The organism is Sphingobacterium sp. GVS05A (assembly GCF_019969845.1).
Lineage (GTDB): Bacteria > Bacteroidota > Bacteroidia > Sphingobacteriales > Sphingobacteriaceae > Sphingobacterium.
Genome location: NZ_JAHXYR010000004.1, coordinates 452,260 through 466,846 on the forward strand (window position 1 = coordinate 452,260; position 14,587 = coordinate 466,846).

A 14,587-nucleotide genomic window follows, 5' to 3' on the forward strand; every position below is an offset into this window, starting at 1 on the left:
AGAAAACATGTACAAATGTTGACGGAATTATTGTTTTAATTCTTTACGAATACGGCTCAACTGGGTAGGAGTGACACCAAGATAGGAGGCGATATGGTGTTGTTTGAGCCGCTTAAAGAGAGCCTGATTCTGATATAATTCAAGATAACGTTCTTTGGCTGATTCCCATTTCAAGTTGATTTCAAGAGGTTCTTTTTTTACGACCCAGTTTTTTTCCAGGTAGGCGATTTGGAAGAGCGCTAAGTCGTGATGTTGTGCTACCAATTCACGGAAAAGCCTGGCAGAATATTGAATAAGCTGTACATCTTCAAGCGCTACAATAGTAAAATTACTAGGTTTTTCTTCAATGATAGCTGCTGTGGATGCGCAAAAGCTGTTTTCTTCAAAAAATAATTTGTAAATGATATCGCCTTGGGGATCCAGTTTGTAATAGCCCAATAAGCCACTATAAACAAAATAATAATATTTTGCATAGTCGCCAGCACGCAAGATCAATTCGTTTTTCTTATAGCTTTTGGGCTGACAGATCTTTTTCAACGCTTCAATTGTTTGCTCGCTTAATGGGAAATATTTGTTCATTTCGAATAGCAGTTTTTCCATTGTTAATTTCTTTAAATGTGATTTTTTATTGACGTGTTGATACCGGTATTCAATGGCTAAAGTTACTGAAATATATATTGTGAGATGTACTTGATCGTTCTGCAGGGAACAATTTGATCCATAGGAAATCCAACCTATAAAATTTTGCATGTAGTAGCGTAAAAACACATTTTGAAATGTTGATAGATATGGCTATTTTTAAACCTTTCATACAATTGCAGTATAGCCTTATTAGCTGCTTTTTCGTCTTGATTATAGTGTTGTTTTTTTGTAGTTAACGGTCAGTTTAATAAGGTTTTATCGCTTTGTTTGGCTATTAGTGCTTGAGGTGTATTGGTTTAAAGGAAGATAGTCAAAATACCAGAAAATGGTGTATAGAAGATGGAATGCAATTAAGCTGGCTGTGGATATTATTGGATACATATCTTTTGACAGATCACTAACATGAAAAATTCACAGGTAATCATCGGTTACGAAAATAGTCTTTTTATAGATTTTGTTGTCGATAAAAAATATCGTTGGATTCGCCATTGTTTGTTGATCGGAGTGATTGTTGGTATTCATTTTTTGCCAAGCAAGAAGGCGGAAGTAGATCCTACGAGTAGCCTGTGGCGTCTTTTCGAGACTTTGCTGTCCATTACAATTTTGTTGAGTCTTTTTTACATCAATCATTATATCCTAATCCCTGCATTTGTACTGAGAAGTCGGTTTTTAGCTTATGCGGGGAGTCTTCTTGTCGCTTATACATTTATTTTTTTAGTGCTGATGTATTTGGAGCGACAGGAATTGCGGTTTATCCAAAAGCCGGATCGATCCTATCTGGATTGGGAAGATTATTTGATCATCGTTATTTTATTGACCATATTTATAGCGGCAGTCAGTAGCATGAAGCTATTTAAGGTATGGATTGTTAACCTCATTCGATTTAAAGAATTTGAGAATAATACACTGACGATTCAATTGGAGCAGCTCAAAAGCCAAATTAATCCCCATTTTTTGTTTAATACGCTCAATAATATCAATTTCCTGATTGATGAAAACCCCAAATTAGCTTCCAAGGTACTGCTTAAATTAAGTGATGTGCTGAGAAATCAACTTTATCTGTCAAAGCGAGATTCGATCGAGCTAGGAAAAGAAATTGCTGTTTTGAAAAATATTCTCTTTATGGAGGACATTCGCAGGGATAAATTTGTTGTCGATTTTACTATTGACCAACAGATGGAACAACTGCATGTTCCACCATTTCTATTTATTCCTTTTGTTGAAAATGTTGTTAAACACAGTGCACATCAGGCGATGGAAGGAGGGCAGCATGTGCAGATTGCGTTTTCAATTCAGGCTGAACGCATTTGTTTTACCTGTGTTAATCCGAAGAAAAGAAAAATGAAGGCTGCTGCATATGGTGGTCTCGGATTGAGTAATATCCAAAAACGATTAGAAATTTTGTATCCGAATAGCTATAACTTGCAAATTGATGATTTCGATGATAGGTATAAGGTGTTTTTAAGTATTCCGATGGGAACGTAATAAGACTATGGACAAGCTAAGTATTAAATACATTGTGATTGAAGATGAACCTTTGGCGAGGAGGGGGCTAGTAAAATTATTGAAAGGTTACGATTTTTTGGAATGCCTCGGCATGTATGGCAATACGGAAGATGCCCGTATGGTGATGGAGGAGCAGCCCCTTGACTTGATTTTTTTGGATATCAATCTACCAGAAGAAAGCGGTTGGGATTTTGCTCAATTTATCCCTGCCCATATACAGATTATATTTACAACGGCTTATCCCAATTATGCATTGGAAAGCTATGAACTGAATGCGTTGGATTACTTGTTAAAGCCTATTGCTGAGGATCGGTTAAAGAAGGCTTTGGATAAAGCCGTCAGCCATTTTCAACAAAAGGTGCCTGAAAAAGCGGCTGTATCGCCTACTGATCATATTTTTGTGAAGGCTGACCGTAAGCTTTTTCGCTTGGAGCTAAATGAAATTCAGTACATTGAAGCCATGAAAGATTATGTGATGATCCATACAAAAGATAAAAAATTAATGGTGGCAATGAATATAAAAACGATATTCAATCAATTGCCCAATACAGACTTTGTGCGGATCAATAAATCCTTTGTGGTCAACCTAAATAAAGTAGAGAGTGTAGACAACCATTGGGTGACAATCGCAGGCTTTGAGATGCCTTTGGGTGCAAGTTTTAAAGATGATCTTTTGGAACGAATAAAAAAGCAAACTATCAATCGGTAAAGGTGGACTGTAATAGGCTATTTGCTTAATTTAACAGTGAGGAGATAATGTTGTTCAGCATCATCTCCTCGCTGTTACAATGTATTCAATTAATCGACCTGTATGCTTTTGGTCGAGAAGGTATGCGCACTAAAATAGCCGAGTGTCGCCGGGCTAATATTAGTAGGTGGATTACTTGGTGTCACACCCGAATTGGCCGATTGCTGCATCAGGCTATACCAGTAGTTGTACACGGTTTTATCTACACAGAGCATTTCTACACGAATACGATCTCCGGGGAATATATCGACATCATCTGGACGCAATGTTAAATTGATATCATTCCCATTGTTGAAATCGTCGTTGACGGCATAAATATCTTTCAATTGCTTGTCGTTTAGAAAAACGATAAATCTATACTGATTGATTTGATCGGCCGGATCCTTATAAAAGACTTTAATATTCCGTTTTTCCTTATCACCAAATTTTGGTTTTTCTACAGCAATAGAGTCCAGTGAAACGATTTGTGGCATTTGCGAAGTTGCCTGATATTTATCTTGATCAACGCGTACTTCCATTGTGTATGTCTCCCCCGGGATTCCAGTCAATTGTTGTGCTTTGTATGTTCCGGCTTCGGTCTCCACGAATGTATATTCGTTCTGATTCTGATCCCTTATCACGATCGTTGCTCCGCTTACCGCGGGGTAATTGTTGCCGCCAGAGAAGGCTGCATTTCGGCTCAGTTTTATTTCTTGTTCCGTTGTTGTGTTATTGATGACGCCTTCAATAACTAATCGACCAACTTCATCATTGACTTGAATATCGATGACTTTCTCACAGGATGAAATGAAGGCCGTAAGGATAATGATACTGGAGATAACAATAATATGTTTCATATATAAATATTTTATGAGCTCGCTATGCTCGGTTTGTCTCTAAAAGTCTTGGTAAATACCCATTTCATCAATGCATGTGTTTTTTTGAATAAGGGTATTTTATGTTTTTGGTAATTGGGTTTAGAATTTAAAATTCCAAGTAAACGAGGGGATAGGGATACCAAAAATACTTGTTTGGACAGCCTCCGTTGCGTTGGCAACGGTTTTACTATCTCTAAATGCGATTCTGTAAGGATCCTTATGCCCATAGACATTGTAAATGCCAAATGTCCAGCTTGACTGATAACGTTTCCCCGGTTTTCCTTCAAAAGTGGCGGCAATATCCAATCGATGTGATGCGGGCATACGATAAGCATTACGCTCCGAATAGGAGAATGTGGTATTGCCCCCGACTGTATACTTTCCCGTTGGGTATGTGACAGCCCTTCCTGTTCCATAAACGAAATTACTGGAGAAAGTCCACTTTTCATTGAGTTTATAGATACCAACAACAGATACATCATGGGTACGGTCCTGTGTTGCCGGAAAGTACTTTCCGGCGTTGATCTCATCAAATTTGCGTTCGGTTTTAGACCAGGTATAACCCACCCAGCCATTGAAACGGCCATATTTTTTCTTCAGAAATAATTCGACACCATAGGCTCGCCCTACACCATAAACCAGTTGGGATTCAACGTCTTGGTTGACGAGCAATTGTGCGGCATCTTTATAATCGATTTGGTTTTGTAGATTTTTGTAATAGACCTCTGCGGAGAACTCATATAGATTATCTTTAAAGTTTCTGAAATAACCCGTGGAGATCTGATCGGCAATTTCGGGCTTGATATTCTTACTACTCATTACATAGAGATCCGTCGGACTGGCGCTTGTGGAGTTTGTCAATAGGTGAATATTTTGTGTATTTCTATTGTACGAAGCTTTGATGGACTGTTGTTCATTGAGTAAATAACTAACACTAAAACGAGGCTCTAAATTGAGATAATGTTGTACTAGCTCTCCGGATTTGTAATGTTGTGAGCCAATGGTGTTACCCGCTGCGTCATAAGTACTAAAGGTTCCTGGACCAACCAGCAACATCGAGCTTAAGCGTAAGCCATAGGTCATATTCAGTTTGTCGTTTACCTTCCAATCGTCACTGGCATAGCTCGCCATTTCGTAACCAAAGCGATGTTCGACATGTTTATCGTTGAAACTGGAACTGGCTGTTGTCGTAATATCACCCGGAGCAATATCATGTCGGGTAACGTGCAATCCAAATTTTAGCGCATGGTCAGAACTTGCATAATATTGGAAATCCTGTTTAAAATTTAGATCGGTAATCTTAGACGTTGCCTTAAAGCCATCGTTGCGGTCCAAGCCTTCGATGACATAGTTAAACTTGCTATAGACAAGTGACGTATTTGAGAATAATTTATTGTTAAAGATATGGTTGAACCGTAGGGTTCCGGTTGCATTTCCCCAGTTGGTGCCGAAAATATCCTGGAGCCCCAATACATCTTTACCAAAATATCCGGATAGATAGATCGCATTTTTATCGTTAAATCTATAGTTAACCTTCGCATTGATGTCATAAAAGTAAAGCGTACTTTTATTAATTGTTGTATCCGAGGAGGCTTTCATAAAAAGATCCATATAGGTACGACGGGCAGATAACATAAATGAGCCTTTGTCTTTAACCAGCGGCCCCTCTACTTTAATGCGGGAAGCAATTAATCCAATACCACCCTGAACAGTGGTTTTCTTATTATTACCTTCATTCATTTTTACATCGAGCACCGATGAGAGCCGTCCTCCATATTCAGCAGGCATACCACCTTTATAGATACTGACATCTTTGATGGCATCTGAATTGAACGTAGAAAAGAAACCGAGTAGGTGAGTGGCATTATAGACGGTGGCTTCATCCAGTAAAATTAAATTTTGATCGGCACCACCACCACGGACATAGAAACCTGTATTTCCTTCGCCGGAGGTTTTAATGCCCGGCATTAATGTGATGCTTTTTAAAATATCGCGTTCTCCCAAAACTACCGGAAGCTGATTGATCTGGTTCATATTGAGTTTTTCAACCCCCATTTGTGGCGAGGAAACATTTTTATTATTACGTCTGTTGGATGAGATGACTACCTCATCCAGTAAGGTCTGTGATCGCAGAGTGAGATTAAGGGCTTGATCGCTGTTTAATTCTATCGTGTCAATACGGGTATTGTATCCTACATAGGAGGTAGATAGTAGATACCTTCCTTCGGGGGCAGCTATGGAATAGAAACCATAAGAATTACTGGAACTTCCAGATTGGGGAAGTTCGCGTAGTTTGAGCGAAGCACCAATAAGTGTTTCTCCTGTTGATACGTCGGTGATTGTTCCGGATAATGTATAACGCTTTTGTGCAAGGGCAGCGCTGCTGCCAAGTGAAATAGAAAGTAATAAAAAGGGTAAAGATCTGAGCATATTGTGAATTTTTCACGAAAATAGGGGTTAGTGAGCCGTGAAAAATTTCTTTTATAGCAACATGGTTAGATATTATAGCAACCTATTGTTTTGGCGACTTTTTAATGAATTGAAATTCGAAGGGGCATCCAACTTTTTTAGTATATGAATTTATGTCTTTATTCTATTTGAGCTGAGTATAGTACATACTCGGTTCCGTTGAGCCCTACGTATATGTATTTATTAAGATCCCCACGAAATGCGACAAACAAGGGGTACTGATGTACACGTAAGGGATTATTGTAGTATTCTTCAATAGAGGCATATTGTGCTTTGATCATGATTTCACCTGTCTCTTTATTTTTTATTCCCTGGAGTAGCGTTTGTTCATCGGAAAAGTAGGTATATGGCATTTCTGTGAATTTAGGATAATAAATCAATCGGATTCCTTCGTCGATAAATGTTTTATTTTTTTCTTTAAAGTCAGCCATGGATCGATCGTCAGGGAATGCAATTTGACCCGTTTGAACGTTCTTTATTTGTTGGAATAGGGTCGTTTCGTCCACTTTATTTATCGTATGTGATGTGGAATTTTTAAAGAGCTGAATGAGTGTTTCTCCAGTTTTAAAATCTGCTGCATCATACTTATAAACCGGATCACCATTTTTGTCGATGCGATAACGCTCACCATGGCGTTGAACCCAAGCATATTCAGCTGATCCATACTTGACAATTTCGGGTTTGTTGACATGGAAAATCTGGAAATTAAAATCTTCTTCAAATAGTTCAGCCTTTTCATATACCGGCGACAATTTTATGTCAAGAACACTATCGCAATAACCATATAGACTATCGTTCACCAACACCGGGATTAATTCGGGGTAGGACAAGCTTTTGGTTATGGGGCTCGTCTGCGCATAAGTAAAGGTACTTAGCAATGAAAAAAGGAATATGAAAATGGATCGCATTTGGTTGTGTTTTTTCTAATATATCAAAAATACAGCAATATTGATTGATTTAATATCCATGAAATCAGGGGTTTTCTAGCCGGCAGTGAAGCACAGGAAAAGCACACTTAAAGTATACATTAAGTATTGATCAAGTATTGACTAAGTATTACTTTAGTATTTCATACATTGTACGGTGGACATGCATCTATTGTGCTTAATACCTAAGAAATATATCCTGTTGATGTCTTTGATAAAAAATGTGTCGTTAAAAGAATAATTATTTTGCAGATCGGAAGGGGAAACACGTTTCCAAAATGAGGAGGTAATCTATATGCGCTTAGTATTGAGGTTTTTATTTAATGATCAACTTCAGGTTTTATAGTTGTTAAGTTGCTGGTAATTATTTGGTTAAGTGGTGTTAAATAAACTGTAATATATAAGAGGAACATGTATTTTTAAGCTAAGCAAAAATAAACACAATATGAAAGGTACTTCCGCTTACTTAATTATTTCGTTTTTTTTGGTATTGATTGGTTGTCAGTCCCCAAAGGCTGACTCCGCCGAGAAAAGATCGTTTATAGATTCCTTTAAGATGACCTCTGTTAATGTCAAAGATGATTTCAATATCAAGGTTAGCTTGCCTGAGGAATACGATACCTCGGGAAATATTTATCCTGTCATATTTCTTTTGGATGCAAATCTGTACTTTGATACATTTGCCCAAGCGCTCCGGGATTATGCAAATGTAGGCTTAGCTCCCCAGACCATACTTGTCGGGATCGGCTATAAAGATATTCCTGCAATGGATTCATTGCGGCAGCGTGACTACACCTATCCAACAGCGAAAGTGGAATATGAAATGAGTACAAGTGGCGGTGCTGATCAATTTTTGAGTTTTATTGAGAAGGAACTTTATGGACGGATATCCAAATCTTATCGAATAGATAGTACAAATGTCGTACTCTACGGACATTCACTTGGGGGGTATTTTACTTTATATTCGTTTTTAAAAGGATCAAGCGCTTCGGTTAGTAAGATAAATAAATTTATTGCTGCCAGTCCCTCTCTTCATTATAACGATTACTACTTACTCTCCCTAACCAGACAGTACAAAAAAAACTCTTCGAATCCCGCAAAAGTTTACATCACTTATGGCGGGCTTGAAAACACTGATGACGCAACTGGTTTGAGGCTCGAGGAGATTGCCGATACGCTTTACAAAAATATAGGACGAGAAAATCTGATTTTTGATATCTATTCTAATCTCGGCCATATGGACACCCAGTTCCCTACATTTTTTAAAGGTTTAAATCTGTTTAACAAGAACAATTGATCTCTGATACTATTAGGCGAAAAAACAATCTTTCGAATAGCGTTTTCCTTTCGCAAGTTTTAAGGAACTGCGCTTAAACTGTTTATAATAGACGCATAAAAATTGAAATCGCTGATCGGCAATAATTTATATGTTATGATGAAATTTTAGCCATTAACCTGATCTCTTCGTTCTGATAATGTACCGTATACTTCAATCATAGGTATTCCAAAATCTTCAATCCAATCACGGATTAAATTATCGACCTGGTTTCTAATTTTTGGCAGTTCTATCAGATGGTTTGGTATCAGGTCCGGCTCTTCAATAGGAACAAAGACAAAAAGATCAATTTCTGCAATAAGTGTCTGAGCTGTTTCATAGAAATGTTGCACATTTCTATGTGGATCAATAACATGAAGATAGGCTAAGATGTCAATGACACATCGGTCAAAGATTACATTGTCTCCACTTTCTAAAATCAGCTTGGCTGAATAATTAAATTGTTCAATGAAATCCTCTGGAGTGGGAACTTCTGAAAATTCATAACCTGAAAACTCCAATTGATAATAGGGCTCTGTTCGAGCGTATACCCTGGTAGGTTTCCCAGAAGTTCTTCCGCTAATGTTGTTTTGCCAACTTTGTGTGCTCCAAATATTGCGATTCTCATATTTCAGTTTATTTAATGATCCTGCTGGATTGGCTCAGTATAGATGTTCCCGGGCGCCTTCCTGAGCCACCAATGAATCGAAGCCGGTCGCCCCTTCTTTCGAACCCTAATATGGTTTAAACAAGAAAAGCTAATCTTGCGATTAGCTTCTCTTTTGGTGATCCCGCTGGGATTCGAACCCAGGACCCATACATTAAAAGTGTATTGCTCTACCAGCTGAGCTACGGAATCTTACTTCTTTGTTTTTGAACTATCGTTCCTTGTTTGAAGTGATGCAAAGATAGGGTTAATCCCTATTCCTCGCAACTATTTATGTGATAAAAATGCGTGTAATGTGTTTAAACCTTCATTTTTAGCTATTTATTTTTTATCACTAAGACAAAAAATCGCGATCTTCATCGGATAATGTAGACTTAGAGGCCTGATTGTCGTCTTCTGATTGATCAAATGCCACCGTATTTTCCTGCTGTTTCGTCTTTTTACCACTTTTTAGGAGAAAGGCAAAGAGTACTCCCATTGCGAAAAATGTCAATAGGAGTTTCCATAATGCTACTTTGCTCTCCACAAAAAGATCAATATTGATTGTTTGCGGGTTTTCGACACAAACTAGCGTTACGATAACCGATAGAAGTATTAAAAGTATATTACGCATAATTAATAATGATAAATATATGTCATTAAGAATAGCGAATATAGTTAATTATCTATTTTCGTTGCTATCAAGCGCCTTTCTTTTTGTTTACTTCTTATCTACTTCTATTGTTGCACGGTTTAAGCGTAGTGAGTTTAAAATCACCGAAACGGAACTAAAGCTCATTGCTGCAGCAGCTATCATTGGAGATAACAGGATGCCAAAGCTCGGATATAGAAGCCCTGCAGCCAAAGGAATGCCCAAAATATTATAGATAAAAGCAAAGCCTAAATTTTCTTTGATGTTTCGGAGAAGTTTCTTACTCAATATTTTGGCTTTAGCGATGCCTATTAGGTCTCCCTGTAGCAAGGTCAGAGACGCACTTTGTATAGCTACATCTGTTCCTGTTCCCATAGCGATGCCAATATCGGCTTGCGCAAGGGCAGGAGCATCGTTAATACCATCACCAGCCATAGCCACAATATGTCCCTGTTCCTGTAGCTTATGTATTTCCTGTAATTTATCCTTCGGTAATGCATTTGCTTTGAAATGTTTGATGCCGACCTGCCCAGCGACGGATTTTGCCGTGTGTGCATTGTCTCCAGTGAGCATAATTACATCTACATCATGCTGAAGCAGGTAGTGAATGGCCTGTTTGGAAGAGGTTTTAATCTGATCGGAGATGCTAAAGTAGCCAAGTAAATCACTTCCTTTCGAGAGATAGGAAACAGTTTTGCCATTGGATTGGGCTGACTCGACAGCTTTTCGTATTTCGTTTGGGATGATCACCTGCCCGGAATCCATCAGCAATTGATTACCGAGGGCAATCAATTGGCCGTTAATATGCCCTTTGATACCTTGTCCGGCAACGTTTTCGAAGTCCGTAACCTGTTGTTCTATTTTGTTTCCTTCCTTTTTTGCTCGATCAATAATAGCTTGGCCGAGTGGGTGGGTGCTGTTGCTATTGAGAGCGGCGGCTAAGGGTAATATTTCGTTGATACTGCTCTTAGCGGTGGGTTGAATGTCATCAACGGTGGGTTTACCTTCAGTGATTGTTCCCGTCTTGTCTGTTAATACAACATCAACCTTGTTCATTTTTTCTAATGCACTGGCATCTTTGATCAAAATACCATTTTTGGCTCCCTTGCCTACACCGACCATGACGGACATCGGAGTTGCCAGACCAAGGGCACAAGGACAAGCAACAATAAGCACTGCCAATGCATTGGCGAAACCATAAGCCAATGATGGCGCAGGACCCCAGATCCACCAGGCGAAAAATGTCAACAAAGCAATAACGATCACAATTGGAACAAATATTTCAGATACTTTATCTGTGAGACGTTGGATTGGAGCTTTACTTCTGCTGGCATCATTGACCATCTGAATGATCTGAGCCAATAAGGTGTCTGAACCAATACGTTCTGCTTTCATTAGGAAACTTCGTTCACCGTTGATGGTTCCGGAACTGACCTTGTCACCTTCCTGCTTTTCGACAGGTAGTGGTTCGCCCGTCAGCATGGATTCATCAATGCTCGTCGTACCATTTGTAATCTGTCCATCGACAGGGATTTTATCTCCGGGTTTTACTTTCAGCGTATCACCGATCTTAATCTGATCGACTCCAATTTTTACGTCGACACCATTTTCAACCCGGGTAGCGTCAGAGGGGCTGAGTTTAATGAGCTCTTTGATTGCTGAATTGGTTTTGGAATGGGCTTTGGCTTCCATCACCTGCCCAAGGAGAACCAATGTTAGGATAACAGTAACGGACTCAAAATATAATGCGATATATCCGTGATGATTTTTTAGGTCGGCTGGAAATAACTGTGGGAAAAACAGGCCAATAATACTATATACGAACCCCGCGCCAGCACCAAGGGCAATCAAGCTAAACATATTCAGGCGCCATGTTTTAAAAGAAATCCAACCGCGTTGGAAAAATGACCAACAGGTATAGAAGACCACCGGCAGGGATAGAAATAATTGTATCCAGCCTGACCAATCCGGTGGAATTACTTTACCGATCGGATTACCGGGAAGCATTTCTCCCATGGATAGTATAAATATCGGAACTGTAAACAGGATGGATAGCCATAGTTTCATCCGGAGATCTCTATAGGTCCTATCATCGTCGGTATCATTTCCTCCAGCGATAGGGACAAGATCCATACCACAGATCGGGCAGCTTCCAGGATGATCCTGAACAATTTCGGGATGCATCGGACAGCTGTATTGTGTGCTTTTGGTTAATTCGGGGACTTTCTCCAAGTTCATCCCACAAACTGGACAGTTGCCCGGTTTATCATAGAGCTTGTCGCCCTCACAATGCATAGGACAGTAGTATTTTCCGGCTGAACCCGCTTTCGGTTGGTTGGGTTTTGCAGCGGCAGAATGGTCGTTGTGGGCATGTTTATGCTGGTTATGGTCGTGACCATGCTGTATTGATTCATGTTGGTGATGGTCATGATCCTGTGCTACAGATTGATGTTGTTGTCCAGCATGATTATGTTCCTGTATAATGGATTCATGCTGCTGTTCCATCTTTGTCTGTGCGACAACTGTGGGAGCTTGTTCCGTACTGTGCCTATGATCAGGATGATGATGTTTGTTTTCAATATTTTCCATCGGTACAAGGTACATTCCACAAACAGGACAGCGTCCCGGTTGATCGTAGGTTTTATCACCTTCGCAGTGCATAGGGCAATAGTACTTGCTTGACGTAGATAGCTTTGGTTGTTCCGTATTTGGGGTTTCTTGTGCAGGTTTATTCAATTCGCCAATATGATAATTACCTAATTTAGCGAGGGTTTCCTGTAGTTGTTCTGTCGAAATTTCTTTTGCAGACTCTATTGTCAGTAGCGGTGGGTCTAGCGTAACTTTAGCCTGAACCCCAGGAAGCTGATTGATAGCATTCTCAATTGTTGTTCTACACCCGTCACAGGACATGCCTGAAAGTTTATATTGGTATTGCATAGCATTTTGTTGTACAATAAATTTAAGGGTTATTGCTTGGGTAATGTTATACTTTTACATTGTTTATTTGTAATATTTCAAAGCGTATATCCGTCCTTTCGGAAAGGAAATCAATCTGTTGGATAAACGATGATCTCGGCACCACACCTAAAATAAACAAACAAAGTGGGCTATTTGTTTAGTGTGATAATACCCAACGAAACAGGAGCGGCAACGGGGAGGATAGGGAGTGAGCTAAGCTGTGTTGGGGCCAAAGTCGGCTTCTAGGAGAGCAGCATGGCTTCTGGATGCTTCATTAAGCTCTGGACAGTTAGTTTGTCTGCTAACAATGCTTCGTGAAAAGGTGCTGGAACCATTATTTTAAAGGTTTTACGCGCTGTTTTAACAAAAAATAGTGCACCATGGCTGACCTGCTTGTCGTCAATAATCAATGTATGTTGTGTAACAAGTTGGCTGCCTAGTTTTTCCTTTTCAACGAGCTGTATAAGTTGTTGCATTGTATCAATCTGTTTTGCCAAAATTACCAAATACTTATCATTTTTTAGTTTTTTTTTATTTGGCAATATTTAAAAGATATCTACTTCTGGCTGTGCTTTGTTATCTTTTTGTAGTTGATAATCGTTTTAGCAAATGAAAGTTTTCAAGGAAATGCGCAATCGATTGCGCATTTCGTCTGCTAATGTTTAGCTGAACAGGGGTTTAGCTTTGCTAAAATCTGTTTTACTTTTTTAGCTTTGTGCAACAAATATCCAATAAAACACTATTATGAGTGGTATAACAACACTAGGTCAATTTATTATTGAAAAACAAGCCGATTTTCCATACGCGAAAGGCGAGCTGTCCAGACTCTTGCGTGATATCGGAATTGCAGCAAAAATTGTTAACAGAGAAGTCAATAAGGCTGGATTGGTTGATATCCTGGGGGATGCAGGTCAAACCAATATTCAGGGCGAAGGGCAGAAAAAGCTGGATGTGTATGCTGATGAGCAATTTATTAAAGCGCTCCAAAGTGGGGGAGAATGCTGTGTGGTTGCTTCTGAGGAACATGAAAATCCAGTTTACATGCAGTCTGGAGTTTCTAAAAATGCAAAATATATTGTTTGTATAGATCCACTGGATGGTTCGAGTAATATTGATGTGAATGTTTCTGTGGGTACCATTTTTTCGATTTACCGCCGGCTTTCGGATACCGGAGTATCGTGCAATAGCAATGATATTCTGCAACATGGAACTAAGCAGGTTGCAGCTGGATACGTAATTTACGGAAGTTCAACGATGTTGGTTTATACCACTGGAAAGGGTGTGAATGGGTTTACATTGGATCCTTCGATTGGTGAATTCTGCCTATCACATCCCGATATGAAGATTCCCGAAGCTGGCCATATTTATTCGATCAATGAGGGAAACTATTCTAAATTTCCGAATGGCGTTAAGCAGTATATCAAATACTGCCAAATGGAAGATGCTTCTACCCAGCGTCCCTATGCGTCACGATATATTGGTTCTATGGTTGCCGACATTCATCGTAATTTATTGAAAGGAGGGATATTTCTTTATCCAACCACCTCTGCCCACCCGAATGGAAAATTACGATTGATGTATGAGTGTAATCCGATCGCTTTTATTATTGAACAAGCCGGAGGTAAAGCGACCAATGGATATCAACGTATTTTAGATATTGAACCAAAGACATTACACCAACGAACGGCAGCTTTTTTGGGGAACTCCGAGATGGTCGAGCTCCTCGAAGATTTCCTGCAAAAATATCAGTAATTCATTCTGTAGTGATTCAATGACAGGTAAAATTCGTTTGCCAATAAGAATTATTTATCTTTGTGATCAGAAAATGGCTTCATTATTGCGAAGCCATTTCTTTTTCATTATTTGTT

The 14,587-nt window shown here is 39.2% G+C and carries 12 protein-coding genes and 1 tRNA gene; 4 read left to right on the forward strand and 9 right to left on the reverse strand.

Annotated features, from left to right (window positions below):
* Window positions 1-27: 27 nt before the first annotated feature.
* On the reverse strand, window positions 28-600 hold the full coding sequence (locus LC454_RS12395; RefSeq protein ID WP_223582737.1) for a Crp/Fnr family transcriptional regulator: 573 nt from the start codon (window positions 598-600) through the stop codon (window positions 28-30).
* 444 nt (window positions 601-1,044) lie between these two features.
* Here LC454_RS12395 and LC454_RS12400 point away from each other — a divergent pair, with 444 nt between their 5' ends.
* On the forward strand, window positions 1,045-2,127 hold the full coding sequence (locus tag LC454_RS12400) for a sensor histidine kinase (RefSeq protein ID WP_223582739.1): 1,083 nt from the start codon (window positions 1,045-1,047) through the stop codon (window positions 2,125-2,127).
* A gap of 7 nt (window positions 2,128-2,134) precedes the next feature.
* A complete protein-coding gene (locus LC454_RS12405; RefSeq protein ID WP_223582741.1) occupies window positions 2,135-2,857 on the forward strand; it encodes a LytR/AlgR family response regulator transcription factor in 723 nt (240 codons plus the stop codon).
* Between the two features lie 89 nt (window positions 2,858-2,946).
* Here LC454_RS12405 and LC454_RS12410 read toward each other — a convergent pair whose 3' ends face one another.
* From LC454_RS12410 to LC454_RS12420, 3 genes are all read right to left on the reverse strand, one after another.
* Window positions 2,947-3,732 carry a DUF4249 domain-containing protein gene (locus LC454_RS12410; RefSeq protein ID WP_223582743.1) on the reverse strand — a complete coding sequence of 262 codons (786 nt, stop codon included), beginning with the start codon at window positions 3,730-3,732 and terminating at the stop codon, window positions 2,947-2,949.
* Window positions 3,733-3,852: 120 nt separating this feature from the next.
* Window positions 3,853-6,183, reverse strand: coding sequence for a TonB-dependent receptor (locus LC454_RS12415; RefSeq protein ID WP_223582745.1), 2,331 nt, complete (start codon window positions 6,181-6,183; stop codon window positions 3,853-3,855).
* 158 nt (window positions 6,184-6,341) lie between these two features.
* The gene (locus LC454_RS12420) at window positions 6,342-7,130 is read right to left on the reverse strand and encodes a hypothetical protein (RefSeq protein ID WP_223582746.1); all 789 of its coding nucleotides are present in this window, start codon (window positions 7,128-7,130) and stop codon (window positions 6,342-6,344) included.
* A gap of 463 nt (window positions 7,131-7,593) precedes the next feature.
* Between LC454_RS12420 and LC454_RS12425 the strand changes: the two genes are divergently transcribed.
* Window positions 7,594-8,445 carry an alpha/beta hydrolase gene (locus LC454_RS12425; RefSeq protein WP_223582748.1) on the forward strand — a complete coding sequence of 284 codons (852 nt, stop codon included), beginning with the start codon at window positions 7,594-7,596 and terminating at the stop codon, window positions 8,443-8,445.
* Window positions 8,446-8,591: 146 nt separating this feature from the next.
* Here LC454_RS12425 and LC454_RS12430 read toward each other — a convergent pair whose 3' ends face one another.
* The 5 genes from LC454_RS12430 to LC454_RS12450 form a co-directional block, all read right to left on the reverse strand.
* Window positions 8,592-8,984 carry an AAA family ATPase gene (locus LC454_RS12430; protein WP_223582750.1) on the reverse strand — a complete coding sequence of 131 codons (393 nt, stop codon included), beginning with the start codon at window positions 8,982-8,984 and terminating at the stop codon, window positions 8,592-8,594.
* A 262-nt stretch (window positions 8,985-9,246) separates the two neighbouring features.
* A tRNA-Lys gene (locus LC454_RS12435) sits at window positions 9,247-9,322 on the reverse strand.
* Between the two features lie 142 nt (window positions 9,323-9,464).
* Window positions 9,465-9,743, reverse strand: a complete 279-nt coding sequence (locus tag LC454_RS12440; protein WP_223582752.1) for a hypothetical protein — start codon at window positions 9,741-9,743, stop codon at window positions 9,465-9,467.
* An 87-nt stretch (window positions 9,744-9,830) separates the two neighbouring features.
* On the reverse strand, window positions 9,831-12,698 hold the full coding sequence (locus LC454_RS12445; RefSeq protein ID WP_223582754.1) for a heavy metal translocating P-type ATPase: 2,868 nt from the start codon (window positions 12,696-12,698) through the stop codon (window positions 9,831-9,833).
* Between the two features lie 263 nt (window positions 12,699-12,961).
* Window positions 12,962-13,261, reverse strand: coding sequence for a hypothetical protein (locus LC454_RS12450; protein WP_223582756.1), 300 nt, complete (start codon window positions 13,259-13,261; stop codon window positions 12,962-12,964).
* 202 nt (window positions 13,262-13,463) lie between these two features.
* Between LC454_RS12450 and fbp the strand changes: the two genes are divergently transcribed.
* Window positions 13,464-14,471: a class 1 fructose-bisphosphatase gene (gene fbp / locus LC454_RS12455; protein WP_223582758.1), complete on the forward strand. Its 1,008-nt coding sequence runs from the start codon at window positions 13,464-13,466 to the stop codon at window positions 14,469-14,471.
* Window positions 14,472-14,587: the final 116 nt, after the last annotated feature.